The sequence below is a fragment of the Dactylosporangium sp. NBC_01737 genome (assembly GCF_035963215.1).
Taxonomy (GTDB): Bacteria; Actinomycetota; Actinomycetes; order Mycobacteriales; family Micromonosporaceae; genus Dactylosporangium.
Map to the genome: position 1 here is coordinate 7596861 of NZ_CP109153.1, position 24653 is coordinate 7621513.

Here is a 24653-nt window from a genome sequence, read left to right on the forward strand (position 1 = left end):
GCATCGAGCTGTGGCGTTGGTCCACCGCTACGGGATCTGCGGTGACCCAGGGGTGGGAGCGTCGAGAAGCGCGATGAGGTTGGTGTAGTTCTCGTTGTCGAGGACCTGGGTGGCGGCATCGGCGAATGCGGTGGTGCCGAGGGCGGCACGGAGTTCGGCGAGCTTGCTGAGGTCGATGACGGCTTGGGGCGTGCCGATGGCGAGCCGGATGGAGGCCGCCCGGATGTGCAGTTGGACGGCTTCGACGGGTCGGGCGTTTTCTGTTCGTAGAAGGGCGAGTTGGCTGATCGTACTGGCCAAGTTGGCTTGGTTGCCGATTTGCTCGAAGGTGGTCAGGGCCTGCTGGTAGCAGAGTTCGGCCTCGGAGCGGTCGCCGCGGTTTTGGGCGAGCATGCCGAGTTGGTGGTAGGTGCTGGCGACACCGACCTGGTCGCCGATCTGTTCGAAGGTGGTGCGGGCGCGCTGGTAGCGGCGTTCGGCCTCAGGGTGGTCGCCGCGGTTTTGGGCGAGCATGCCGAGTTGGTGGTAGGTGCTGGCGACACCGACCTGGTCGCCGATTTGCTCGGAGGTGGCGAGGGCCTGTTGGTAGTGGCGTTCGGCATCGGAGTAGGCGCCCCGCAGGTAGGCGGCGTTGCCGAGTTGGTGGTGAGTGCTGGCGACACTGGCCTGCTCGCCGAGTTGTTCGAAGGTGGTGAGCGCCTGGTGGTAGTGGTGTTCGGCCTCGGGGTAGTTGCCGCGGTTTTGGGCGAGGACGCCGAGCTGGTAGTAGGTGCTGGCGACACCGGCTTGCTCGCCGAGTTGTTGGAAGGTGGTGAGGGCCCGCTGATAGTGGCGTTCGGCCTCGGGGTAGTTGCCGCGCCCTTGGGCGAGCATGCCGAGTTGGTGGTAGGTGCTGGCGACACCTGCCTGGTCGTCGAGTTGCTCCAAGGTGGTGAGGGCCTGCTGATACCGGCGGTCGGCCTCGGAATAGGCGCTGCGTAGGTAGGCGACATTGCCGAGTTGGTGGTAGGTCTTGGCGATGTTGAGCTGCTCGTCGAGTTGCTCGAAGGTGGTGAGCGCCTGGTGGTAGTGGCGTTCGGCTTCGGGGTAGTCGCCGCGGTTCTGGGCGAGGATGCCAAGGGTGTAGATGTAGGCGGGATAGCGCGTCGAGCCAGTTGGTAGCCAGCGCAGGGTGTCGTAGATGAGCCCAGTGGCCCGGTCCCAGGCGCCGGTCGCCTCCAACTGGACGCAGATGTTTCCGGTGACGATGGTGGCGGCATCCAGATCGCCGGCGGCCAGCAGGTGATAGCGGGCCTCCAACCCGTCGTGCAGATCCGCTGCCCGGTCTTGCGGCCACGCTTCGACCCGCCATTGCCAGTACGCGGCGGCGGTTCGGTGGGCGCGCAGCAGCGGGTCCTTGCCCGGGTCGAGTGCGAGGGTGCGTTGCCACTGGCTGTGAAGCTCAGTGGCGGTCCAACGGTGCATGAACACCACGCCGAGACCAGGCTCGTGGCCCGGGTCGTGATGGATCAGGCTGCTCGCGGCCAGCACGTGCAGCAGATCGGCAAGACCAGCCGGTTCGGTGTACGGCGGATCTGGCGGCCCGCTGTCGGTCCTGATGTCGTCGGAGGTCCGGCGGGCGCCGGTGTGGAAGGTAAGGGCGACGGCCGGGACGGGCTCACGGTAGACGCTGATTGCCGTCAGTAGATCGACCGCGCCTGGGATGGCGACGAGGCGGGTGAGGTGGTCGGTGAGCAGCACGTCGTCGGCGGCCAGGGTAACCGTGTCGGCCAGGGCGGCGTCCAGGGTCCGGTCCTGCGCCAGCCACGTCGCCGCGTCCGTGCCCAGACGGGTGGTCACCGCGGCCGTGAGCCGGTCGGTGATGTCGTCGAAGCGGCCCTGCCCCTGGCCGAGGAGCGCGTCGAGGTACTCCAGCGACCTGGGATGCCCGCCCACGACCCGCCACACCTGTTCGGCCGCGGCGTCGGAGCCTGCGTGACGGTCGACGTGCGGTAGCGACCACAGCAGCTTCCCCGCCTCCGCCGCGGACAACGGCCCGACCGGTACGGCCGCCAGCTGCGGCAGGGCGACCGGGTGGCGGGATGTGATCAGCAGGCGGCTGCGGGCCGGTGCCAGGGCCCACGTGGCAAGCAGCCCGGCGAGACCGTCGTCGGCGACGGTGCGGCCGTCAGGTGCGAGGTTGTCCTCGAAGTTGTCCAGGACCAGCAGGATCGGCACCTCGTCCAGGACGTGGTCGTGCAGGAGCGCGAGGCGGTCCGCCCACGGCACGTCGACCCGGCCGGCGACCTGCACCGCCGCCGTCTGTGGCCCGGCCACCGTGTCGCGGACCAGCAGTTCCAGTCGCGCCGTCGAAGCCACCGCCGCGAGGACCGAATCGACGGTCACCGGGCCGAACAGCGCGGCGACCCGCCAGGACGGGTCGGCGGCGAGGGTGCGGCGGAGCACCTCGGCGGCCAGGGTGGTCTTGCCGATGCCGCCGATGCCGTGCAGGACCAGGCCCGCGTACTCGTCGCCGCTGAGCAGTGCCGGCAGGGTGCGTTGCAAGGGACGGCGGCCGACGAACTGCCCGACGGGGCGGGCGGACACCCGGCCCCACGCCGCCGTGCGTTCCGCGGGCGCCGACACCCGCGGCTGCCGATGGTCGATGACGGGCACCTGCGGTGCGTTGGCCAGCAGCGTGACGACGCCCCACTCGTCCATGCCCGCGAGCAGCTGCGCCGACCGGTCGGTGCCGGTCACCAGGTCCTGCTGGACGAGGCGCCGCGCGTCGGCCACCGCGCGCACCACGTCCGGGTCGGTGCTCTCCGCCAGTTCCGCGTACACCCTGGCGAAGAACAGCGTCGCGTACCGGTCGGTCACACTGGTCTGGGTGCCGATCACCGCGCACGCGCCGCGCCCGGCCAGTTGCGCGGCGAACGAGGAGCCCTGCGCCTCGCCGTCGGCGTCGGTGTAGCAGGCCGCTAGGGAGATCACCGGCGGCATGCGGCCCGGCGGAATCGCCTCCGTCACCAGCTGTTCCGCGGTCACCTCCCGGGCCCGGCCGTCGGGATGCTCCAGGACCAGTGCCCCGGGTTTGCCGTGCGCGGAGATGTGCAGCACGTGGATGCCGCCGGGCACGTCCAGCGCGGCTCGGATCGCGGCCGTCGAGGCGAACGGCACCACGTCCACGCGTGCCTGACTTCGCCGCGCCTGGCGTACCGCCGACAGCACCGCCCGTAGCTCGTGCTCGTAGTCCAGCAGGGCGCCGCCGGCGTCCGGTGACGCGATGGCCACAACGATCCGCAGCGGGCCCGCCAGCAGGGCCGGTGCCGTTGCGGTGCTGCGCCGGTACACCACGACCTGCGGATGTAACGCGAGCGGGCGGCCCGACAGCGGGTCGGGCAGCGCCTCCCACGGCAGGGCGGCCAAGCCAGGCGCCTCCACGCCCACCCGCAACGCCACGTGGTCGTGGACCGCGCGCCGGAGCAGGTCGCCCAGCGCCCGCGCCACCGGGGCGGGCAGGAATGACTCGGCGAGCAGCTCCCCGACGCGTCGCAACGACACCAGTCCGGGGAGCTCGTCGACGTCGAGTGCGAGGTCCCTGACCGCCGTCTGCCCGTCCCGCGGTCGCGACACCATCGAACTGCGGCGGGTCCGTTCCAGCCGCACGTCGTGCAACGCGTTGCGCAGGCCCGGCCGTACACCACCGTGCGCCGCCGACACGTCCACGCCCGCGCCGGTCAGTCGCACCACGTCACCGGACACGACGAACGTCACGTCCAGCGGCACTCCTCGCGACGTCATGTCCTGTCCTGACGGACAGATCGGATCCGGCGGGACATCGATGACCGGCGGCATGGGGCCGCTCGGCGCGCTCGGCGACCTTGCCCGCCGTGCCCTTGCCGTCGGCAACCGGGTCGACGCCTGGGTCGGCGCCTGCGTCAGGCTGCGATGAGCCGGGCGCGCACCGCGTGCAGGTCCCCGGCCGTGAGGCCGGATGCGCGCAGGTGCGTCGCGACGTCCAGGCCGTTGAGCACGGCGTGCAGCGCCTCGGCGATCGTGAGGCCTTGCAACGCCAGGCGGGCGGCGATCGGGTCGGTGTCGGCGGCCCGGGTGAAACGCTGTCGCAGGCGTTCGCCGCTGAGCGTGTAGTCGGCGACGATCGCGTCGCGGGTCGCGCCGGCGAGGGCGAGCAGCAGCAGCGACACCAGCCCCGTGCGGTCACGCCCGAGGCCGCAGTGCACGACCACGCCACCCGGCTGCGCCCGCGCGACCGCGGTGACCGCCGCGACGCACCGCTCCGCCTTGCGCTCGATGAACGGCCGGTAGTACAGCGGCGTCGCGTCGTCGACGTCCTCGTCGACCAGGCTCGACCAGAACCCGGCGTCCGCGTTGTCGTCCAGCGGCACGTGGACCACGGCGATGCCGGCGGGCCGGGTGACCGTGGTCGAGCGTTCGTCGTCCTCGCGCAGGTCCACGACGGTCCGCACGCCGTGCGCGGCCAGCGCCGCCCAGCCCTGCGGGGTGAGCCGGTCGAGGTTGTCGGCGCGCACGACGGCGCCCCAGCGGGTGGTCCGGCCGTCGCCGGTCGGCAGGCCACCGAGGTCGCGCGCGTTGACGCAGCCGGCCCAGTCGAGATGGCGCTCGGTCTCCACCGGTCCCAGCGTACGAGGTCCCGGCCGCACCGAGGAGCCACCGATCCGGGGGTTCGGCAGGTGGCGCCGGACCTCGGTCTCGTCGAGCGTCTCGTCCGACGCCTTCAGCCAAGGCAAAATCGTTGGCGCGACCATCAATCGGGTGTAGCGTGGTGACAGATCGTTGGTCCGGCCAACGAACTCGATCTCTCGTACCGGAGGCTGCCATGACCGAACCTGCCACGCCCCGCCCCAGCTTCGGGCTCGCCCTCGGCGGGGCGGCGAGAACGCTGGGCAAGCTGCACCGGCGTGCCCTCGCGGACCTCGACGCCGACTTTCCGGGCTGGATGCTGCTGACACTCCTTGCGCAGCAGACCTCGCCGATGCCCGTCGAGGAGGTGATCGTCGAGCTGGACCGGCGCATGGAACTTGCCCGTCCGGACGCCGTCGACCTGCTCGGGCGCACCGCCACCGCCGGCCTGATCACCGACGTTCCCGGGGAGCCGGCGCCCGCCGTGGCGTTGACCGACTCGGGATCCGCGTTCTACGCGAGGCTGTACGCCCATGCCCGCAAGCGCACCGACGCCGCCTCGGCCGGCATCGATCCCGCGACGCTCGACGCGGCCGTCACCGTGCTCCTGGCGGTCGACGCGCGGGCGGCGTCACTGCTCGGCGCGTAGCCGGCGGCGCACGCTACCCTCGGCGGCGTGACCGGCGAGCGTCTTCCGACCCCTCCCGCGTTCCAGGAGTTCGAGGCCTGGGCCGGCGTCGGACGAGTCCGGCGCGCGACCGGGCTGGACGTGGCGGGATGGCGGCTGCCCGAGCCCCAGAAGGCCGCGCTGATCGCCAGCGGCGTGCCCTTGATCGCAGACCTCGTCCATGGCGTCGCATTCGGCGCGACGCCGGCGATGTACCGGCTGGCCTACTACGACGACCAGGACGAGCGGCACCGCGTCGTCTGGGACTACGGTGCCGTGCCGGAGACCGGCGAGGTGCGGGAGCGGCCGCCGGGCGAACCGGGCACCCGCTTCGTGAACTCCACGGTCAACCACTGGCTGTGCTCGCTGCACCTGGTCGGCAGCTGGTTCAGGCACTCGGCCGTCATCGGCCGGTGGGACGAGGACGAGGAGGCCGAGGAGCAGACCCTCGCGGAGATCGACGACCTGCTCGACCGGATCGGCGCCGTCGACGCGGCCGCCATCGGTGACGGCAGCCATGAGACCCAGTTCTGGCCCGCGGTCCTCGGCCGCTGGCTCTACTGACCCCGGCGGCGCTCAGAAGCCGATCACCTGTACGGACTCCACCGCGCTCCAGGCCAGGGTGCTGGCCGCGCACGCCGCGACGGCGGTGGCGGCGAAGCGCAGCCACGGTTGCGGGCCGCGGCGCCGGCCGAACAGCCAGGTGGTGACAGCGACGCTGGCGACGACCTGCAGGATGCCGTCGGCGAGGCGGGCGGGCCCGTGGTCCCCGGCGGCGAGCAGGGCGATGACGATGTCGGCCCCGGCGCCGGCCAGCAGGCCGCACGCCAGGCCGGCGGCGACCGCGGCGGACGGCGGTCGGTCGGTGCGGACCATGTGCGCCAGGACGCCGAGCGCGGCACCCCCGGCGACCGACGGCAGCAGCCAGTACGCCAGCGCCAGCAGCACCGGCACGAGCGCGTCGCCGCGGACGTTGAGCGCGTAGTAGCAGACGGTCGCCGTGCACAGGACCGCGACGGCGGCGGTGACGGCGCCGGCGCGCGTGCGGGCCGGGAACGCGGCGATGAACGCGGCGCATCCCCACGCGAAGCCGGTGCTGGCGACGAACTGCAGCAGGAGCCGCGGCATCCCGTCGATCCGGTCGGCGCAGAACGAGGCGGCACCGAGCCCGGCGCCGAGCCCGACGCCGGCCGCGGCCGCCCAGCCGAGCCGGACGCCACGCGGCGGCAGTCCACGATCGAGTTCCAGCATGGCAGCCATCATCCAGGCGATCCGGCCGTCGCGCAGACCCGTCGCCCGGGATGAGGAGGCCTACCATGGGGATCGTCGAGCTGTGTATCGAGGAAGCCCGGGACGATGGTCATGGATGAGACGCTGGGCGTGCCGGCGCATCGTGGCGGCCTGGTGGTCGAGCATCCCGAGCTGAGCGTCGGCATCGTGCGCGCGGTGGCCCGGCCCGTCGGGTTGGAGCTCGAACTGGTCGCGCGCCGCCCGCTGGACCGGCGCAGCGCCTCCGAGCGGCAGGCGGACATCCGCGCGAGGCGCGGCACGCTGCCGGCGGCGCCGCGCCGGCTGCTGCCCGCGTTCGACGAGGGCGTCGACCTGCGGGTCGGGTGGCTCGATCGGGGCGGGCGGGCGCATTGGGAGTTCGCGTCGTCGTGGTCGTCGAGCAGCGGTGACCACTACGAAGGCGCCCACGGCCCGAGCCTGCAGGCCGTGCTGCACCTCCCGCCGCTGTTCGACCAGGCGTCGCTGGTGCTGGCGTGGCCGGAGATCGGGTTCCCGGAGACCGTCGTCGAGCTGGCGCTGCCGGACCGGGCGACGGTCGAGCGCGGCACCGTCTCGATCTGGGACGCGCCGCTGCACGCCCGGCCCGCACCGGGCCCGCTGCATCAACGCATCGGCGGTTTCCCGTTCGAGGAGCTGGCCGTCGAGGCCGGGCGGCTGGTCGCCGGGCCGCAGCTGCTGAGCCGCGGCGTGGACGCCGCGGTCGTGCTCACGCGGCTCACCGCGATCGGGGCGGCCCTGTCGATGGAGATCGTCAGCGTCGCCAAGGGGGACCGGGCGCAGGATGCCGGCGCCGCCGACCCCGGGCAGCTGCGCATGCACGGATCCGGCGCGTCCGTCGCGGTGGTGCAGGACCGCGACGCCATCTGGGTCCCGTCGCAGGGCGGCTCGTCCAGCGGTGGTGGCCGCACGTTCCGCTCCACAATGGAGTTCGTCGTGCGCCGCCCCGGCGGCGGCGTCCTGGACCTGCTGGTGGCGTGGCCGGCGGCGGGACTTCCCGACATGTGCGTGACGATCCCGGTCCCCGAGCAGTAGTCCAGGGCGCAACGTCCGGTCGATTTCCGGCACATCTGGCATATCGCAGCGTGATCACGTGGTGTCCTTGGGTGAGGAGGCGTCGACGGCGACGCCGGACACGGGGGACGTCATGGGACGCAACATCGCACGCAACGGCATCGTGACACTGCTTGCGGTCTGTGGTTTCGCAGCGGTCACACCCGCCACACCCGCGGCCGCCACGCCGGTGCCGTTCGGCTCGGCGACCAGGATCGTGCTGGATCGTTCGGGTGGCTTCGCGGGGCAGAAGGACTCGTTCGTGGTGGACCGCACGACGGTCGGCATGGCGCACGGTGTCCTACCGCGGCGGCCACCGCAAGACGGTGAGGACGGTCCAGGGTGCCTGGGCACCCCGGATCCTGTGGGACGTCATCGGTGAGGCGGAGCGGGTCGGCGTCCGCCCGTTCTCGCCCGCGCCCGCCGTGTAGCTCAGGCGGGGTGGTTCAGGCCGGGTACATGTCGTCGATGAGCGATGCGTGCTTCTCGACGATGACGCGCCGGCGCAGCTTGAGCGACGGCGTCAGCTCTCCCGTCTCGGGCGTCCAGGCGTCGGGCATGATGCGGAACGTCTTGATCTGCTCGGGGCGGGACAGCCGCTCGTTGACGGTGTCGACCACCGAGGCGATCGCGGCCTGGACCGCAGGGGCCTGTGCGAGGGCCGGCAGGGACCGCTCCGGCAGGCCCTGCGCGGCCGCCCAGATCGGCGCGATCTCCTCGTCGAGGACGATCAGCGCGGTGATGTACGGCCGCCGGTCCCCGATCGTCACCGCCTGCCCGATCAGTGGGCTGACCCGCAGGAGGTTCTCGATCTGCGCCGGCGAGATGTTCTTGCCGCTGGAGGTGATGATGAGTTCCTTCTTGCGGTCGGTGATGGTGAGGAAGCCGTCCCCGTCCAGCACGCCCACGTCGCCGGTGGACAGCCAGCCGTCGGCGTCCACGACCGGTTCGGTGCCGCCGTCGGCGCGCAGGTAGCCCAGGCACACCAGCGGCCCGCGCACCTGGATCTCGCCGTCGTCGAGCAGCCGCAGCTCCATGCCCGCGTTGGTGCGCCCGACCGAGCCGGGCCGGAACGTCGCCGGGGTGTTGATGGTCGCGGTGCCGGTGGTCTCGGTCATGCCCCAGACCTCGAGGACGTCGACGCCGAGGCCGGCCAGGAACAGCAGCACGTCGACGGGGATCGGCGCCGCGCCGCTGCCCGCCCATCGCATCTCGTCCAGGCCGAGCATCGCGCGCATCGGGCGCAGTACCGCAGCGTCCACTTCGGACAATCGGGCCGCCTGTTCGTCGGTGCAGGGCTTGCCGTCGGCGCGGGCCTGGAAGCTGTCGCGGGCCAGTGCGCTCGCGGCCTCGAACGCCGCGCGCACGGCGGGCTCGGCGCCGGCCAGCTGGGCCTGGACGCCGGCGGCCATCTTCTCCCACACGCGGGGCACGCCGAAGAACGAGTGCGGCCGCACCGCGCGCAGCGCCGCCACCAGATGCTTCGGGTCGGCGACGATCGTGGCGTGGCCGGTGCGGTAGACGAGGTTGTAGATGCCCAGCACCCGCTCGGCGATGTGCGCCAGCGGCAGGTAGGCCAGGGTGCGCGGGTGGTCGGGCACCGCCACGGTCGCCTCCAGCACGGCGCACTGGTAGACCACGTTGCGGTGGGTGAGCAGGACGCCCTTGGGATCGCCGGTGGTGCCCGAGGTGTACAGCAGTGTCACGGGCTGGTCGGTGCGCACCTGCCGCCAGGCCGTCTCGAACGCGTCGGGGTCGGCGGCGTGCAGCGCGGCGCCGTCGGCGGCGGCGGTGGCCAGCGAGGTCATGCCGGGCTCGACCGCGTCCTCATCGGCCACGATCACGTGGCGCAGGTCGGGCAGGTCGCCCAGCGCGCCCCGCCACCGCTCCAGCTCCGCCCGCCCGGCCAGCACCAGCACCTTCGCGGCGCTGTGCTGGGCGACGTAGCGCAGCTGGGTCGTGCTCAGCGTCGCGTACGCCGTGCACGGGATCGCGCCCAGGTGCACGGCGGCCAGGTCGGTCACCCAGTGCTCGACCCGGCTGGGCATCATCATGATCATGCGGTCGCCGGGGCCGAGACCCAGTGCGGCCAGTCCCCGGGCCATGGCGGCGACCCGGTCGCGCAGCTGCCGCCAGGTGACGGCGCCGTCGACGCCGAAGGTGCTCAGCGCCGCCCGGTCGGGGTCGTCGACGGCGTTGCGGTGCAGCAGTGCGGGGATGCTCGTGGTGGCGGCGATCTGCGCGCAGCGCTTCGCGAGGTCCACATCGGCGGTCACGGGAAACGGCCTCCTCGGCGGAAGGATCAGCTCTGGAGGGACTGTAACTCGCGGTTAACTTATTGGGAAGGGTGCGCTGCCGCGCGAGCGGATCGGCGTGCGGTCAGGCGCGGCGCGCAGGACCGCCAGGGCGAGGCCGGCGGTCTGGGCCTCGTAGCCCGGCGTGCGGTCGAACCCGCCGAGACGCCCGATGTCGGTGACGACGTTGAGCGCGGCGTGCACGAGGACGCGGGCGTCGGCGGCCGGCAGGTCCGGCCGGACCGTGCCGACCAGGCGCACCCACTCCTCGACGTGCACGCGCTGCGCGCCGCGCAGCCGGTGCCGGTCGGCGCCGGGCAGGTTGGTGTTCTCGGCCAGGTAGACCGCGACGAGGTCGCTCTGGCCGAACGCGAAGGCGGTGTAGGCCCGCACGACCCGGCGCAGCGCGTCGGCGGGGTCGCTCGCCTCGGCGACCGCGGAGGTCGTCGCGCCGGCGAGGCGGTCCGTGGCGCGGTGGTAGGCGGCCGCGAGCAGGTCGGCCTTGCCGGGGAAGTACCGGTAGACGCTGGAAGCCTGCATGCCGGCCGCGCGGCCGATGTCCTCGACGGCGACGGCATGGAAACCGTGGCGGTGAAACAGCCGGATCGCCTCGCGCAGCAGCAGCTCACGCCGCGACGCCGGACCGGCCGCGGCCGTCGTGGCGGCGTCGCGCGACGGCGCCGGCAGCTGGGGCGGCGGCGCGCGCAGCAGGGTCCAGGCGACGCGGGTGAGCAGCTGCGCGGTGCCGGCGCCGGTGGCGGTACCGCGGTGCGTGGTCACGCTGCCGAAGGCGCTCAGCGCGGCGTCGACCAGCAGCTCCGCCTGGCCGTCGCGCAGCCGCGGCCGCAGTGCCCGCAGGGGACCCGCGAGGCGGCCGACCAGCTCGCCCAGGCCGGCGCCGAACTCGCGCCGGTGCTCCCGGGTGAGGTAGCGGCCCTCCCACTGGTACAGGCCGGCGACGCGCCGCCTGCCCACGGCGACCGCCGCGACGGCGGCGAGCAGCTCGTCGAGCGTGCCCTGGGAGGTGGTCGCGGCCAGCAGCGCACCGACGATGTCCCGGGTGGCGTGCACCAGGATGGCGTACTTGTTCGGGAAGTGCCGGTAGACCGCCGGGCCGCTGATGCCGACGGCGGCGGCGATCTCGTCGACGGAGACCCCGTGGTAGCCGCGTTGGCAGAACAGCTCGGCGCCGGCCAGTGCGATGCGGTCCTTGCGGTCCTTCGGCCGCTTCGCCGGCTCGGAGACCACGCTGTTCACCGCCGGCCGCGACGGTCACAGGGCGGCGGCGAGGCGTTGCGCGTTCATGTGGGCGATCGCCTCGATGGAGATCATCGGGTTGACGCCCGAGGACGTCGGGAACGTGGAGGCGTCGGCGATGACGAGGTTGGGGACCTCCCACGTCGCGCCGTCCGGGTCGGCGGCGGAGGTCGCGCTGCTGCCGCCCATCCGGGCCGATCCCATGATGTGCAGCGCGGCCATCGCGATCTGCCCGGGTGCGGTGCCCAGGCCGTTCGCGTAGTCGATGAAGTCCTCGACGGAGCCCTTGCCGCGCCGCCAGGCCATGCCGCGCTGGTGGCCGGAGAAGATCTCGTCGGCGCCGGCGGCCTCGACGATGTGGGCGGCGCCGGCGATCCCGGCCCGCATGTGCGCGGCGTCGTACGGGGACAGGCGGTAGTGCACCACGGGCTCGCCGTCGCCGCCGACCTTCACCTGACCGCCGTCGCGGTCCCGGGTGATGACGCCGACGCCGCTGAGGTGCGGCAGCGACCGCATCCGGTCCAGGTGGGCCCGCGCGCCGGTCCAGCTCATGAAGGACACCGCGATGGCCGGGTTGGTGGCGGCGGTCTCGTAGATGACGCCGTATCCGCGGCCGTCGAGGTCGGCGTGCTCGGTGGAGTACCGGGTCTGCATGCCGCCCTCCCACGGGCGGACCTCCTCGGCGAAGACGCCCCAGACGCCGGTGGCCGGATGCAGGCGCAGGTGCCGGCCGATGTTCGGGTTGGTGAGGCCGGAGCGGCGCAGCAGCGCCGGGGTCTGCACGCTGCCGGCCGCGGCGACCACGGCACGGGCGCGGATGGTCACCGGATGCCCGCCGGCCGCGACGCCGGCCACGCCGGTCGCCCTGCCGGCCGCGACGGTGACGGTCCGCACGTCGACGCCGACGAGCAGGCGGGCGCCGGCGTGCTGCGCGTCCACCAGCCAGGTCTTGGCCACGGACTGCTTGGCGCCGATGCGGCACCCCAGGCCGCACCGCCCGCACTCGACGCCGGTGTCGCAGCCGACGACGTTGCGCGGCATCTCGTCGACGTGCCAGCCGAGCTTCTCCAGCCCGCGCTGCATCAGCGCGTCGCGGGAGGAGATCCTGCCGTGGTCGAGGTTGACGCCGAGCCGCGACCACACGGCGTCGAGACTGCGCTCGTACTCGTCGGTGGCGAACTGCGCGACGCCGTGCGCCGCCCACTCGTCGCGGACGCGGGGCGGGGTGCGAAACGACGTGGAGTAGTTCACGACGGTGCCGCCGCCGACGCACTGGCCCTGCAGCAGGCTCAGCTGGCCCTCCGCGCTGACGGCGGGCCCCGGCGCGTAGAGCCGCGACAGCCCGGACAGCTCCCCGCCGTCGAAGTCCTTGTCGTCGTGGTACTCGCCCTTCTCCACGACGACGACGTCCAGCCCGGCGGCGGCGAGCACGGCCGCCGCGGTGCCGCCGCCGGCGCCCGACCCGACGATGACGACGTCACAGTCCAGGGTGGTATCCCCCGACGGGCGGATCGGGCGCAGCGGCGGCTCGGCGGCGCCGGCCCTGGTGCCGAGCGGGCCCGGGTAGCCGATGGCGTCCCACAGCGGTGAGTGCCCGGTCGGCCCGGGCGTCATGTAGTAGGCGAGCGTGGCGGCGCCCTTCAACGCCTGGAACAGCGCCCGCTTGCGGGTGACGCCGGACTCGGCGAGCGCGAGCAGCATCTGCTCGCGGCGCTGCTGCGGCTGGCCGGAGAACCGCCGCGCGCCGCCGCCGAGCAGCAGCCGCACGACGGGGGAGTCCCACACGTCCAGCAGCTGCAGGAACTGCCTGACCTCGGCGGTGCGCGGGTTGTGCAGGACCAGCGCGGCCACCACGTCGACGGCGCCGAGCCCGCTGGCCGACGGGATGCCTGCGCCGTCGCCCGGCGCGAAGGTGTCGCAGATGCTCGCCAGCGCGGTGCGCTGCTTGGCGGTCAGTTCCATACGTGCCTCCTTGTTGCGGTGTCGGTGCCGGTGCCGGCGTCGGTGCCGGTTCGGGTGCCGAAGTAGGCCTCCGTGACGGCGTGCCGGTCGGCGCGCAGGTCGGCGGCCGGGCCGGTGAGCGCGACGCGACCGTGGTGCAGCACGATCGCGCGGTCGGCGATGGACAGCGCGAGGTCGATGTGCTGCTCGACGAGCACGACGCCGACGCCGTACCGGTCGGCGAGGGACCGGATCGCGGGCAGGAGGGCCTGCACCGCGATCGGGGCCAGGCCCATGCTCATCTCGTCGATGAGCAGCACCCGCGGCTCGCAGACCAGGGCCTTGGCGATGGCGAGCATCTGCTGCTCGCCGCCGGACAGCAGGCCGCACCGCCGGCCCATCAGGGCCTCGAGGGCGGGGAACAGCTCCAGGGCGCGGCCGGTGCCGGAGCGCCGGCGCAGGGTGAGGTTCTCGCGGACCGTCAGCGCGTGGAACACGCCGCGCGTGTCGGGCACCAGGATCAGCCCGGCGCGCGCGTTGCGCTCCAGCCGCCGGTGCAGCGGCCGGCCGAACGCGGTGACGGTGCCGTGCATCGGCTGGATCGCCCCGGCCGCGGTCAGCAGCGTGGTGGTCTTCCCCGCGCCGTTGGGGCCCAGCAGGGCCAGGATCTCGCCCGGTGCGAGGGTGAGCTCGAGCCCCCGGACGGCGGGGACCCCGGCGTAGCCGGCGGTGATCCCGCGCAGGCTCAGGACGTCGGTCACGGTGTTGTCTCCGATCCGAGGTACGCGGTGTGCACGGCCGGATCGGCGAGCACGTCCTGCGGCGTCCCGGAGGCGATGACGGCGCCGTAGTCCATGACGTACACCCGGTCGCAGACGTCGGCGACGAGGTTGATGTCGTGGTCGATGAGGAGCACCGCCAGCCCCAACGCGGCGATGGCGCGGACGTGGCCGCCGAACTCGGCGCTCTCGTCGGTGTCGAGCCCGGCGGCCGGCTCGTCGAGCAGCACCACCCGGGTGGCGCCGAGCAGGGCCCGGGCCACACCGACGATCTTCTGCCGCCCCAGGCTCAGCTCGCCGGGCCGGCGGTCCGCGACGAAGTGCAGACCCATCATCTCCAGCACGGCGTCGACGCCGTCGCCGGTCGTACGCCGGCCGGCGAGATCGCTCCAGAGGTTGTGCAGCGGCCCCCGGCCGGTCGCGACGGCCACGTTCTGCCGGACCGTCAGGTCGGTGAACAGCTCGCCGGCCTGCCAGGTGCGGGCCAGGCCGGCGATGCGGCGCCGGTGCGGCGGCAGCCGGTCGATGCGCCGCCCGGCCAGGCTGACGGTGCCGGCGGCGGGGGTGAACCCGGTGACGGCGTCGACGAAGGTGGTCTTGCCGGCGCCGTTCGGCCCGATCAGGCCGACGACCTCACCCTCGCCGACGTGCAGGCTGACCGCGTCGTTGGCCAGCACGCCGCCGTAGCGGACGGTGAGCCCGGTGGTGGCCAGCGCGTTCATGCGGCGGCCTCCGGTCGGGCGGGCCGGCGCAGCAGGTCCATGACGCTCCCGGCGATGCCGGACGGATTGAGCACCGCGGTCAGCACCAGCGCGCACGCCGCGATGAGGGTGTAGTACCGGCCGAGGCCGAGCGTGGTGCTCAGCAGCGTGTACAGCACGCCGAGCGGAGCGATCAGGCCGGCGATCAGCGCGCCGCTGATGCGGGTGATGCCGCCGACGTAGGCCATGCACAGCACGCTGAGCCCGACGATGACGTTGAACGATTCGACCGACAGCTGGGAGCGGCTGTAGCCGATCAGGCACCCGCCGACGCCGGCGAGGAACGCCGACAGGGCGAAGCCGGCCAGCTTGGTGCGGGCCACGTCGATGCCGGCGCTGGCCGCGGCCCGCTCGTTGGACCGGATCGCCAGGAACGACCGGCCGGTCGCGCCGGCGAGCAGCCGGGTGACGACGGCGACGAGCACGCCGACGATGACGAGCACGGTGGCGGCGAACGCCGAGGTGGTCAGGTCGGTGCCCCGGCGCACCGTCAGGTCCCAGCCGAACAGCGCCGGGCCGTCGATCAGGTTGCCCTCGAACGGTGTCAGCGCCGGGTTGGCGAAGACCAGCTGCTGCAGCGCGACGGCACCGGCGAGGGTCACCACCGCGAGCTGCGCCCCGCGGATCCGCAGCGCCGGCAGGCCGACGGCGACGCCGACGAGCGTCGCGACACCCGCCGACACCAGGATCGACAGGGGGAACGGCACTCCCCAGGACATGGTTGCCCGGGACAGGACGAATCCGCCGGCGCCGGCGAAGGCCATCGAGGCGAGGGAGATCTGACCCAGGTAGCCGGTCAGCACGACCAGCGACAGGGCGATGAGACCCATGATGACGGAGGTGACGACGCCGAACCGCCAGCTGCCGGAGGTGAGCGCGACGGCGACGACGGCCGCCCCCGCCAGCCCGGCGGCGGCCCGCCACGGCCGGCTGGGCAGCGCCGGCGGGCATGCGCATGGTGCCCAGCGCGCCGCGGGCCGGCAGCTGCCGGCCGAACACGACCAGCGCGACGACCACGAGCACGAACGGCACGGCGTCGCCGAAGCCGGCCTGCGCCCACACCGGCCAGCCGTCGTTGGTGCTCGCCAGCAGCAGTACCGCCTGGAAGCAGCCGATGCCCAGCCCCGCGGCGCAGGCGGTGAGGACCGAGGTCAGGCGGGCCAGGAGCGCGGCGGCGAGCCCGGGCAGGACGTAGAACGTGTAGCCGATCGGGTCGAGGCCGACGGTCGGCGCGGCGAGGACCGCCACCAGCGCGGTCGCCGCGCCGGTGATGACCCACATGACGCCGGCGAGCCGGTCCGGCGACAGGCCGGTCAACCGGGCCGCGCGCTCGTCCTCGGCGCCGGCCCGGGTGGCCACGCCCCACCGGGTCAGCCGGAAGTACGCCGCCAGGGCCGCCGCGACCGTCAGCGCCACGCCCAGCAGGATCAGGTCGCTGACGTTGATGAACGTGCCGGCCACGGGCAGCGTCCGTTCGGTGAGCAGCGGCGCGGCGAGGGCGCCGTTGGTCGGGAACCGCAGCGGCACCAGGGAGGTGATCGCCAGCATCAGCCCGACCGACGCCACCACCTGCGACAGTGGTGGCGCCGAGCGCAGCGGGCGGAACACCAGCCAGTGCGCGGCGAGCGCCAGCGCGGCGGTGCTCAGTACCCCCAGAGCGACGGCACCCCACGCCGGCAACGGTTGCGCGCTGAGCGGCACCGACCCGGCGGGGAGCACGAGCGTGCCGCTGCGCCGCAGCTCGGCGACCACCCACACGCCCCACAGCGCCAGGGAGCCCTGGGCGAAGTTGAGGACGCCGGTGGCGGCGTGCAGGGACACGATCGACGCGGCGATCACCGCGTAGACCGAGCCGGCGGCGAAGCCCAGCGTGACGAACAGCATGACCTGGTCCATGGTTGCGGTTACACCGCTCCTGGAATGGCGGCGAGCACCTGCGGCACCGGCGTGATCCAGGTGTCGGTGACCGGCTTGGCCGTGCCGTCGGGCTGCACGACGAAGAGCAGCATCTGGGTCGTGCAGTTCGGTGAGGTGGCGCTGCCGCAGGTGATCTTGGGGCCGAGGAAGCTCGGGAAGTCCTTGAGCGCCTTGAGGGTCTTCAGGACGCCGGCGCCCGTCAGGTCGGCCTCGGGTGCGGTGGACAAGGCCTTGGCGAGGTTGACGAAGAGCGCGAACTCGCCGTAGGCGTAGTAGCCGGCGGTGCCTCCGGAGACGGCCGAGATGTACTTCTGCGCGAGGGTCAGCTCGGCCTGCGCGTCGGCGGGCGCGTACTTCGCCGCGGCAGGGAGCCAGTTCGAGGAGTACAGCGCGCCGCCGGCCGCCTGCTCAGGGGAGCTCTTGATGTAGTCGGTGCACGCCGCGGTGAAGATCTCACCCTTGAACTGCAGCTGCCGCAGCCCCTTGACCAGCGCCGAGCAGACCGCCTCGCTCGGCGAGGCGACCAGACCGCCGACGTCGGGCTTGTCCTGGGCGATCGAGGAGGCCACGGCGGTGAAGTTCGGGTTGGTGGGGGAGAAGTAGATGCCCTTGGCGTTGATCCCGAGCGTCTTGGCCAGGACGGGCAGGAGACCGTCGATGGTCTGGTGCGACGACGGGGTGTCGACCAGCGCGAGGGTCACCGACGTCTTGCCCGCGGCCTTGAACGCCTGCAGTGCGCCGATGAGGAACGAGGCCTGCGGCGCGGCGAAGAACACCCGGTTCTCCGCCTTGGAGCCGGTCACCGAGTCGAACGGGATCATGCCGACGAGCGGGATCTGCGCGGCGGTCAGCGCCGGCAGCGCCGCGCTGGAGGACAGGTTGTAGCCGTCCATGACGGCCACCACCTTCTTCTCCACGAACGTGTTGGCGCACGACTGGGCCCTCTCCGGCGTCGTGTCGGTGTCGCACGACACGACCTCGAGCGGGTGGCCGTTGATGCCGCCGAACTCGCCGTTGATGTAGCTCAGCGCGGCCTTGACGCCGGTGTCGGTGCCCGGCTGCGGCACCGGCCCGCCGGACGGGTTGAGGAAGCCGACGAGGATCGGCGGCTTGGTCAGGGTGGCGGACGTCGTGCTCTGCGGGTCGGGTGTGTCCGACGCGCAGCCGGCCGTGGCCACCATGGCGGCGACGAGGACGGACGAGGCGCGGAGGACAGCGGGATACCGGAGCATGAGCTCCCTCATTTCGGTGACGTGGTCGCCGCCGTGCGATGGGGTGTCGACGGTCGACCGATCGGCTCGCCGCGGTGCGGACGGGTCCGTCCACTGAGGACGGTCCGTTGGACGTCGCCGTGCCCGCCGACGCCCGTGGTGCGCATGGAGTGGGGCACCGCGGGACCCGATGTGCGGCCGGTCCGCGGATGCCGGAACGGGACAGGCCGCCCGCGCCGCGGGGCGCGGGCGCCTTCGTCGTTCTGCGCGAAACTGTAAACCGCCGCTAACTTCTTGGGAAGAGTCACATGGTTGAACGTGGACTAGCTTCTGTATTCGATGCGAAGTGGAAGTAACAAATCAGCGCGGCTGGTCGGTCAGGCCGAAGGTCTTGGCGATGATGTCGCGCTGGATCTCGCTGGTGCCGCCGTAGACGGTGGACACGATCGAGGAGCGGACCAGGCGCTCCATGTCGAACTCGGTCGCGTAGCCGTAGCCACCCATCATCTGCATCGCGTCGAGGGTGACGCGGCGGGCGGTCTCGGTCGCCTTCAGCTTCGCCATCGAGCTCTCCCGCGGCAGCACGGTGCCGGGGTCCCGGTCGACCTGGGCGGCGGTGGCGTAGACCAGCAGCCGGGCGCACTCGATCTCGGTGGCGAGGTCGGCCAAGCGGTGCCGGAGCACCTGGAACGAGCCGATCGGCCGGCCGAACTGCCGCCGTTGCTTGACGTAGTCGACGACGTCGTCGAACGCCCGCTGGGCGGTGCCGAGCATGAGGCTGGCGAGGATCAGCCGCTCCAGGTTGAGCCCGGCCATCAGCTGCCGCCAGCCGTGGTCGAGCTGCCCGACCACGGCGTCCGCGGGCAGGACGCAGTCGGTGAAGTACAGGTCGTTGACCTCGCGGCCGCCCATGGTGTCGATCCCGGAGATGCTCAGCCCGGCCGCCGTGGCCGGCACCTCGAACATGGTCAGGCCGGCGTGCTCGCCGGCCCGGCCCGAGGTGCGGGCGACGAGCAGGATGTGCTCGGCCAGGTGGGCGTTGGAGCACCAGGTCTTCTGCCCGTTGACGACGAAGCCGTCGCCGCGGCGCTCGGCACGGCAGCTCAGGTTGGCCACGTCGGAGCCGGCCTCGGGCTCGGACATGGCGATCGCCTCGATCGCGCCGCGGGCGACGCCGCTGAGGATGCGCTTCTTCTGCTCCGGCGAGCCGAACCGCTCGTACGCGGCCGCGACGATGATCGACGTGGTGAAGCCGCCGATCGGTGCCATCGCCCGCGCGGTCGTCTCGAGGAACAGGCACAGATCGGTCATGCCCGCGCCGCCGCCGCCGAACTCCTCCGGCAGTGCCAGGCCCAGCCAGCCGAGGTCGGCCATCCTGCGGTACAGCTCGGGGCTGTGGTTGTCCCGCCCGCCGTCGGTGAGCGCGAGGCGCTGCGCGCGGGTGCCCGCCTCGCGGCTGCAGAAGTCCTGCACTGCCTCCAGAAAGGATCGTTGTTCGTCGGTCAGGTGCACGGCAGGTCCTCCAAGGTCACAACGGGGATTGACACCAAGGCTAGGCTATCGAATATCAAATGTCAGGAGGCGATGCATGACATCCACCGTTGAGCAGCCCCGCCGGCTGCGCGTCGTCGACCCCGCCACCGGCGAGCCGATCACCGACTACGACATCGCCGACGAGGCCGCGGTGCAGGCCGCCGTGCGCCGCGCGCGCGACGCCGCGGGCTGGTGGGCCGGGCTCGAGGCCGGGCAGCGCCGGCGGCACCTGCTGGCGTTCAAGACGCGGGTCGCCGGCAGGATCGAGCAGCTGGCCGAGCTCATCCGCGCCGAGACCGGCAAGCCGGCGGCCGGGGCGCTGCTGGAGGTGATGCTGACCGTCGAGCACCTGGACTGGGCCGCCCGGCACGCCCGCCGCGTGCTCAGGCGACGCTCGGTGTCCTCCGGCATGCTGGCGTTCAACCAGGCAAGCAGCGTGGAATACGTGCCGTACGGCGTGGTCGGCGTGATCGGCCCGTGGAACTATCCGTTCTACACGCCGATGGGGTCCATCTCGCACGCGCTGGCCGCCGGCAACGCGGTGGTGTTCAAGCCGAGCGAGTTCACCCCCGGCGTCGGCGTCTGGCTGGGGCAGCAGTGGTCCGAGCTGCTGCCGGAGCATCCGGTGCTGCAGGTCGTGACCGGCGACGGCACGACCGGGGCGGCGCTGTGCCGTTCGGAGGTCGACAAGATCGCGTTCACCGGATCGGCGGCGACGGCGCGCGCGGTCATGGCCGCCTGCGCCGAGCGTCTCACCCCGGTCGTGATCGAGGGCGGCGGCAAGGACGCGCTCATCGTCACGGCCGACGCCGACCTCGACGCGGCGGCCCGCGCGGCGGTCTTCGGCGGCCTGGGCAACGCGGGCCAGACGTGCGCCGGGGTCGAGCGGATCTACGTGGAGGACGCCGTCCACGAGGCGTTCGTGGCCCGCCTGGCCGACCTGATGCGGCAGGTGAAGCCGGGCGCCGAGCCGGGCGCGGCGTACGGTCCGATGAGCACACCGGCGCAGGCCGGCACCGTGCTGCGGCACATCACCGACGCGATCGGCGCCGGCGGCCGCGCGGTGGTCGGCGATGCCGGATCCGTGCGCCCGCCGTTCGTCGAGCCCGTCCTGCTGGCCGACGTGCCCGAGCACAGCACCGCCGTCACCGAGGAGACGTTCGGCCCGGTGATCGTGGTGAACCGGGTGGCCGACGCCGAGGACGCGCTGCGCCGCGCGAACGCCACCCGCTACGGGCTGGCCGGCTCGATCTTCACCAGGCGCCGCCGCCGCGGACAGCAGCTGGCCGCGCAGCTGCGGGCGGGCGCGGTGTCGGTCAACTCGGTGCTCGGCTACGCCGGCGTGCCGGCCCTGCCGTTCGGCGGCGTCGGTGACTCCGGATTCGGGCGGGTGCACGGCGCCGACGGCCTGCGCGAGTTCAGCCGGCCCAGGGCCGTGACGTGGCAACGCTTCCGCGCGCCGATCGACGTGATGACGCTGCAGCCGACCGCGTCGGCGCTGCGGATCTCGCTGCAGATGTTCAAGCTCCGCCACGGCCGCCGGTGAGCTCAGCCGCTCCAGACGCCGAGGCCGTCCAGGTGCTTGACGAGCCGCTCCGCGCCGTCGGTGAAGTGGCGGGCCATGGCCGGGCGGACGGCGTCCGCGTCATGGGCCTCGAGGGCCGCCAGCAGCGCCTCGTGATCCGCGGCCATGGCGGCCCGCCACTCCGGGCTGGCAGCGTAGAACCGGGTCGGGGTGTAGCGGGTCGCGGCCCGCAGCAGCCAGGACAGCTTCCGTGCGTCGGCGAGCCGGTTGATGCTGCGGTGGAACTCGAACTCCAGCTGCTCGATGCGCGTGACCTGCCTGGCCTGCGCGGCGCGGCGCAGCCGCTCGTGCTGCTGCCGCAGGTCGTCGAGCTGGGCCGGGGTGATGGTGACGGCGACGCGGGCCGCCAGCTCACCGGCGATGTCGCCCTGCAGGCCGAACACGTCGATGATGTCCTGCCGGGACAGCGGGGCGACCACGTGCCCGCGGCGCGGCTGCAGCTCGACCATGTCCTCCGCGCGCAGCATCAGCAGCGCCTCGCGCACCGGGGTGATGCTCAGCCCGGTCTCGTCGGCGATCTGCTCGAGCCGGATCCGCTCGCCCGGACGCAGCTGGCCGGACATGATCCGGTCACGCAGCAGGCCGGCCACCGTCTCGGACAGCTGAGGACGGGAGACCTCGTGGGCCTTGCTTCGCTCCGGCATCGGGCCACACTATCAAATGTCAAAGGTTGAGCATGCCTGCCAGCATCTGATCAGGGGAGCGCATAGATGAGTTCGTCCGTTGCCGAGGCAGAACCCGCCGGGCCGGGCCTGCGGGCCGCCACCCGTGACGGGGTCCGCACGATCTGGTTCGACCGGCCCGACCGGCGAAACGCCATGACGCTGGACATGTTCCGCGGCTACTACGCCGCACTGCAGGCGGCCGACGCCGACGCCGCGGTGCGCGCGATCGTGGTGACCGGCACCGGGGACTGGTTCTGCTCCGGCGCCGACCCGGACGCCCTGCAGGCGCTGCTCACCGGGGCGGGCCGCGAGGAGCTGGTGCAGCAGCTGGGCTTCGAGCCGCACCTGCCGATGACCCTGGGCACGCCGATCGTCGCGGCCGTCAACGGCGGCGCGGCCGGCCTCGGCCTGGTCCACGCCCTCTACGCCGACGTGCGGTTCCTGGCCGCGGAGGCGCGCCTGGCCACCGCGTTCAGCCGCCTGGGCCTCGTCGCGGAGTACGGCAGCGCCTGGCTGCTGCCCCGGCTCGTCGGCGTGGCCGGCGCGCTGGACCTGCTGGTGTCCGGCCGCAAGATCGACGCGGCCGAGGCGCTGCGGATGGGGCTGGTGCAACGCGTGCTCCCGCGCGTCGAGGTGCTGTCCGAGGCGCAAGCGTACGCCGCCGACCTCGCCGCGCACTGCTCACCGGCGTCCATGGCGGTGATCCGGCAGCAGATCTGGTCGGGCCTGGAGACCGGGATCTCGCAGGCGGCCGCCGATGCCGTCCGCTTGATGGCCACATCGCTCGCCTCGCCGGACTTCAGCGAGGCCCTGCACAGCGTGGCGCAGCGGCGCGCGCCCCGCTTCGCACCGCGGGGCGACGCGTGAGCGGGCCCCTGGCGGGAATCCGGGTCCTGGAGCTCGCCGGGATCGGGCCGGGGCCGTTCGCCGCGATGCTGCTGGCCGACCTGGGCGCCGACGTCGTCCGCGTCGACCGCGCCGGACCTGGCTCGCCGCTGACCGGCGACCCTGGCCGGGACCTGCTCAACCGCGGCAAACGCTCGATCGTCGTGGACCTCAAGCACCCCGACGGGCCCGAGGTGGTCCTCGGGCTGGCCGAACGCGCCGCGATCGTGATCGAAGGCTGGCGGCCGGGCGTCGCCGAACGGCTCGGCATCGGGCCGGAGGCGGCGCTGGCCCGTAACCCGGCTTTGGTTTACGGGCGGATGACCGGCTGGGGGCAGCACGGGCCGCTGGCCCGCACCGCCGGTCACGACATCGGCTACATCGCCGTGGCCGGCGCGCTGCACCCGATCGGCCCGGCCGGCGGCCCGCCGCAGATCCCGCTGAACCTGGTCGGCGACTTCGGCGGCGGCTCGCTGTACCTGGTCGTCGGCTGCCTCGCGGCGCTGCACGTGGCCCGGACCACCGGCCGCGGGCAGGTCGTCGACGCGGCCATCGTCGACGGCACGGCCCACCTGACCACGATGTTCGCCGGGATGCTCGCCGGTGGCGCCTGGCAGGCGGAGCGCGGCAGCAACCTGCTGGACGGCGGCGCCCCGTTCTACGACGTCTACGCCACCGCCGACGGCGGGCACATGGCGGTCGGTGCGCTGGAGCCGCAGTTCTACGCCGAGCTGGTGCGGCTGCTCGGCCTCGCCGACGCGGACCTGCCCGCCCAGCACGACGTCGCGGGGTGGCCGGTGCTGCGGGCCCGCTTCGCGGAGACCTTCGCCGGCCGGACCCGCGACGAGTGGACCAAGGTGTTCGACGGCACCGACGCCTGCGTCGCGCCGGTGCTGTCGCTGGCGGAGGCCCGGCACCACCCGCACCTGGCGGCCCGCGGGACGTTCGAGGACCGCTTCGGCGTCCCGCAGCCCGCGGTGGCGCCCCGCCTGTCCCACACGCCCGGCGCGATCGGCGGCCCGCCGCCCGAGCCGGGCACGCACACCGAGGCCGTGCTCGCCGAATGGGGCCTGGGCACACACATCCAGGGGTGGCTCGACAGCGCCGCCGTACGCCGTACACGAGGAGACCGCTGATGCGCATCGCAACGCCGCTCGCCTATGCCACCGACCCCAGAGCCGGCGCGGACGCCGTGGCCGCGTGGGAGGACGACGGCCTGGACGTGGTGTGGGTGTCGGAGGCGTACGGCTTCGACGCCCCGAGCATCATGGGCTACCTCGCCGCGAAGACGACCCGGATGCAGATCGGCTCGGCCATCCTGCCGATCTACTCCCGCACCCCGGCGCTGCTGGCGCAGACGGCCGCCGGCCTGGACGCGGTCTCGGGCGGCCGGGCGATCCTCGGCCTGGGCGCGTCCGGCCCACAGGTGATCGAGGGATGGCACGGCGTCGCCTACGACCGGCCCCTCGCCCGCACCCGGGAGGTGATCGGGATCTGCCGGCAGGTGTGGCGCCGCGAGACGCTCACCAACGACGGCGTCTACCGGCTGCCGCTGCCGGCCGGGGAGGGCACCGGCCTGGGCAAGCCGCTGAAGCTGCTCACCCGGCCGGTCCGCGACAGCATCCCGATCTACGTGGCCAGCCTCGGCGACCGCAACGTGCGCATGACCGCGGAGCTCGCCGACGGGTGGCTGCCGTTCCTGTACGACCCGTCGCGAGCGGCCGACGTGTGGGGCGACGCCCTCGCCGCCGGCCGGAGCAAGCGGCCCGGCGACCTCGCCCCGCTCGAGGTCGTCGCCGGCGGGCCGCTGGCCATCGGACCGGACGTGACCGGGCTGCGCGACCTGGCCCGGCCCCTGATCGCGCTGTACGTCGGCGGCATGGGCGCCAAGGGCCGCAACTTCTACCACGACCTGCTGTGCCGCTACGGCTTCGACGCCGAGGCCGACCGCATCCAGGACCTGTTCCTCGCCGGTCGCCGCGCCGAGGCCGAGGCCGCGGTGCCCGCCGAGCTGCTGGAGCGCACCAGCCTGATCGGGCCGGAGAGCTACGTGCGCGACCGGGTCCAGGCGTACCGCGACGCCGGCGTCACGATCCTCAACGTCACGCCGCTGGGACCCGACCCGCGGCGCCAGATCGCGGCCGTGAAAGCCATGGCGCAGTAAGGAGCCGAGC

20 protein-coding genes and 1 pseudogene are annotated in these 24653 nt (G+C 73.3%); 7 read left to right on the plus strand and 14 right to left on the minus strand.

Features of this window, described 5'->3' with window-relative positions; all coding sequences use genetic code 11:
• Positions 1 to 27: 27 nt before the first annotated feature.
• Both OHA72_RS34660 and OHA72_RS34665 read right to left on the minus strand, forming a co-directional pair.
• Positions 28 to 3783: a tetratricopeptide repeat protein gene (locus OHA72_RS34660; RefSeq protein WP_327000260.1), complete on the minus strand. Its 3756-nt coding sequence runs from the start codon at positions 3781 to 3783 to the stop codon at positions 28 to 30.
• A 137-nt stretch (positions 3784 to 3920) separates the two neighbouring features.
• Positions 3921 to 4634: a tyrosine-protein phosphatase gene (locus OHA72_RS34665; protein WP_327000261.1), complete on the minus strand. Its 714-nt coding sequence runs from the start codon at positions 4632 to 4634 to the stop codon at positions 3921 to 3923.
• A 206-nt stretch (positions 4635 to 4840) separates the two neighbouring features.
• On the opposite strand from OHA72_RS34665, the gene OHA72_RS34670 reads away from it, so the two are divergent.
• Positions 4841 to 5293: a winged helix DNA-binding protein gene (locus tag OHA72_RS34670; protein WP_327000262.1), complete on the plus strand. Its 453-nt coding sequence runs from the start codon at positions 4841 to 4843 to the stop codon at positions 5291 to 5293.
• A gap of 27 nt (positions 5294 to 5320) precedes the next feature.
• Positions 5321 to 5875, plus strand: coding sequence for an SUKH-4 family immunity protein (locus OHA72_RS34675; RefSeq protein ID WP_327000263.1), 555 nt, complete (start codon positions 5321 to 5323; stop codon positions 5873 to 5875).
• Positions 5876 to 5887: 12 nt separating this feature from the next.
• Here OHA72_RS34675 and OHA72_RS34680 read toward each other — a convergent pair whose 3' ends face one another.
• On the minus strand, positions 5888 to 6562 hold the full coding sequence (locus tag OHA72_RS34680) for a DUF6518 family protein (protein ID WP_327000264.1): 675 nt from the start codon (positions 6560 to 6562) through the stop codon (positions 5888 to 5890).
• A 111-nt stretch (positions 6563 to 6673) separates the two neighbouring features.
• Between OHA72_RS34680 and OHA72_RS34685 the strand changes: the two genes are divergently transcribed.
• Positions 6674 to 7633 (plus strand): hypothetical protein, encoded by a 960-nt coding sequence (locus tag OHA72_RS34685; RefSeq protein WP_327000265.1) that lies wholly within the window; start codon positions 6674 to 6676, stop codon positions 7631 to 7633.
• 54 nt (positions 7634 to 7687) lie between these two features.
• Here OHA72_RS34685 and OHA72_RS34690 read toward each other — a convergent pair whose 3' ends face one another.
• From OHA72_RS34690 to OHA72_RS34735, 10 genes and pseudogenes are all read right to left on the minus strand, one after another.
• Complete coding sequence (locus OHA72_RS34690) at positions 7688 to 7939, minus strand: hypothetical protein (protein ID WP_327000266.1); 252 nt, start codon at positions 7937 to 7939, stop codon at positions 7688 to 7690.
• 158 nt (positions 7940 to 8097) lie between these two features.
• On the minus strand, positions 8098 to 9927 hold the full coding sequence (locus OHA72_RS34695) for an AMP-dependent synthetase/ligase (RefSeq protein ID WP_327000267.1): 1830 nt from the start codon (positions 9925 to 9927) through the stop codon (positions 8098 to 8100).
• Positions 9928 to 9981: 54 nt separating this feature from the next.
• Positions 9982 to 11193 (minus strand): TetR/AcrR family transcriptional regulator, encoded by a 1212-nt coding sequence (locus tag OHA72_RS34700; protein ID WP_327000268.1) that lies wholly within the window; start codon positions 11191 to 11193, stop codon positions 9982 to 9984.
• Positions 11194 to 11217: 24 nt separating this feature from the next.
• Positions 11218 to 13164 (minus strand): GMC family oxidoreductase N-terminal domain-containing protein, encoded by a 1947-nt coding sequence (locus OHA72_RS34705; RefSeq protein ID WP_327000269.1) that lies wholly within the window; start codon positions 13162 to 13164, stop codon positions 11218 to 11220.
• Positions 13155 to 13904: an ABC transporter ATP-binding protein gene (locus OHA72_RS34710; RefSeq protein ID WP_327000270.1), complete on the minus strand. Its 750-nt coding sequence runs from the start codon at positions 13902 to 13904 to the stop codon at positions 13155 to 13157. Before OHA72_RS34710 ends, OHA72_RS34705 begins: the two co-directional genes overlap by 10 nt.
• The gene (locus OHA72_RS34715) at positions 13901 to 14644 is read right to left on the minus strand and encodes an ABC transporter ATP-binding protein (RefSeq protein ID WP_327011725.1); all 744 of its coding nucleotides are present in this window, start codon (positions 14642 to 14644) and stop codon (positions 13901 to 13903) included. Before OHA72_RS34715 ends, OHA72_RS34710 begins: the two co-directional genes overlap by 4 nt.
• A complete protein-coding gene (locus OHA72_RS34720) occupies positions 14641 to 15513 on the minus strand; it encodes a branched-chain amino acid ABC transporter permease (RefSeq protein ID WP_327000271.1) in 873 nt (290 codons plus the stop codon). Before OHA72_RS34720 ends, OHA72_RS34715 begins: the two co-directional genes overlap by 4 nt.
• Before the next feature lie 235 nt (positions 15514 to 15748).
• Positions 15749 to 16579: pseudogene (locus OHA72_RS34725) on the minus strand (branched-chain amino acid ABC transporter permease); the annotation flags it as partial.
• Positions 16580 to 16587: 8 nt separating this feature from the next.
• Positions 16588 to 17832, minus strand: coding sequence for an ABC transporter substrate-binding protein (locus OHA72_RS34730; protein ID WP_327000272.1), 1245 nt, complete (start codon positions 17830 to 17832; stop codon positions 16588 to 16590).
• Between the two features lie 339 nt (positions 17833 to 18171).
• Positions 18172 to 19323 (minus strand): acyl-CoA dehydrogenase family protein, encoded by a 1152-nt coding sequence (locus OHA72_RS34735; RefSeq protein WP_327000273.1) that lies wholly within the window; start codon positions 19321 to 19323, stop codon positions 18172 to 18174.
• 76 nt (positions 19324 to 19399) lie between these two features.
• Between OHA72_RS34735 and OHA72_RS34740 the strand changes: the two genes are divergently transcribed.
• Positions 19400 to 20890, plus strand: coding sequence for an aldehyde dehydrogenase family protein (locus OHA72_RS34740; protein ID WP_327000274.1), 1491 nt, complete (start codon positions 19400 to 19402; stop codon positions 20888 to 20890).
• Positions 20891 to 20892: 2 nt separating this feature from the next.
• Here OHA72_RS34740 and OHA72_RS34745 read toward each other — a convergent pair whose 3' ends face one another.
• Entirely contained in the window at positions 20893 to 21573 is a 681-nt protein-coding gene (locus OHA72_RS34745; RefSeq protein ID WP_327000275.1) for a GntR family transcriptional regulator, read from the minus strand.
• Positions 21574 to 21639: 66 nt separating this feature from the next.
• Between OHA72_RS34745 and OHA72_RS34750 the strand changes: the two genes are divergently transcribed.
• From OHA72_RS34750 to OHA72_RS34760, 3 genes are read left to right on the plus strand one after another with little or no spacing between them, the layout of a single operon-like run.
• Entirely contained in the window at positions 21640 to 22461 is an 822-nt protein-coding gene (locus tag OHA72_RS34750) for an enoyl-CoA hydratase-related protein (RefSeq protein ID WP_327000276.1), read from the plus strand.
• Entirely contained in the window at positions 22458 to 23615 is a 1158-nt protein-coding gene (locus OHA72_RS34755; protein WP_327000277.1) for a CaiB/BaiF CoA transferase family protein, read from the plus strand. Before OHA72_RS34750 ends, OHA72_RS34755 begins: the two co-directional genes overlap by 4 nt.
• A complete protein-coding gene (locus tag OHA72_RS34760; RefSeq protein WP_327000278.1) occupies positions 23615 to 24643 on the plus strand; it encodes an LLM class F420-dependent oxidoreductase in 1029 nt (342 codons plus the stop codon). Before OHA72_RS34755 ends, OHA72_RS34760 begins: the two co-directional genes overlap by 1 nt.
• Positions 24644 to 24653 lie beyond the last annotated feature (10 nt).

Bases quoted from the DNA above. Each gene is read 5' to 3' on its own strand.
- OHA72_RS34740 (WP_327000274.1), top strand. From the start codon at position 19,400: ATGACATCCACCGTTGAGCAGCCCCGCCGGCTGCGCGTCGTCGACCCC.
- OHA72_RS34730 (WP_327000272.1), bottom strand. From the start codon at position 17,832: ATGCTCCGGTATCCCGCTGTCCTCCGCGCCTCGTCCGTCCTCGTCGCC.
- OHA72_RS34690 (WP_327000266.1), bottom strand. From the start codon at position 7,939: ATGCCGACCGTCGTGCGGTCCACCACGAACGAGTCCTTCTGCCCCGCG.
- OHA72_RS34670 (WP_327000262.1), top strand. From the start codon at position 4,841: ATGACCGAACCTGCCACGCCCCGCCCCAGCTTCGGGCTCGCCCTCGGC.
- OHA72_RS34720 (WP_327000271.1), bottom strand. From the start codon at position 15,513: ATGGGTCTCATCGCCCTGTCGCTGGTCGTGCTGACCGGCTACCTGGGT.
- OHA72_RS34760 (WP_327000278.1), top strand. From the start codon at position 23,615: ATGCGCATCGCAACGCCGCTCGCCTATGCCACCGACCCCAGAGCCGGC.
- OHA72_RS34660 (WP_327000260.1), bottom strand. From the start codon at position 3,783: ATGACGTCGCGAGGAGTGCCGCTGGACGTGACGTTCGTCGTGTCCGGT.
- OHA72_RS34680 (WP_327000264.1), bottom strand. From the start codon at position 6,562: ATGCTGGAACTCGATCGTGGACTGCCGCCGCGTGGCGTCCGGCTCGGC.
- OHA72_RS34715 (WP_327011725.1), bottom strand. From the start codon at position 14,644: ATGAACGCGCTGGCCACCACCGGGCTCACCGTCCGCTACGGCGGCGTG.
- OHA72_RS34750 (WP_327000276.1), top strand. From the start codon at position 21,640: ATGAGTTCGTCCGTTGCCGAGGCAGAACCCGCCGGGCCGGGCCTGCGG.
- OHA72_RS34745 (WP_327000275.1), bottom strand. From the start codon at position 21,573: ATGCCGGAGCGAAGCAAGGCCCACGAGGTCTCCCGTCCTCAGCTGTCC.
- OHA72_RS34685 (WP_327000265.1), top strand. From the start codon at position 6,674: ATGGATGAGACGCTGGGCGTGCCGGCGCATCGTGGCGGCCTGGTGGTC.
- OHA72_RS34705 (WP_327000269.1), bottom strand. From the start codon at position 13,164: ATGGAACTGACCGCCAAGCAGCGCACCGCGCTGGCGAGCATCTGCGAC.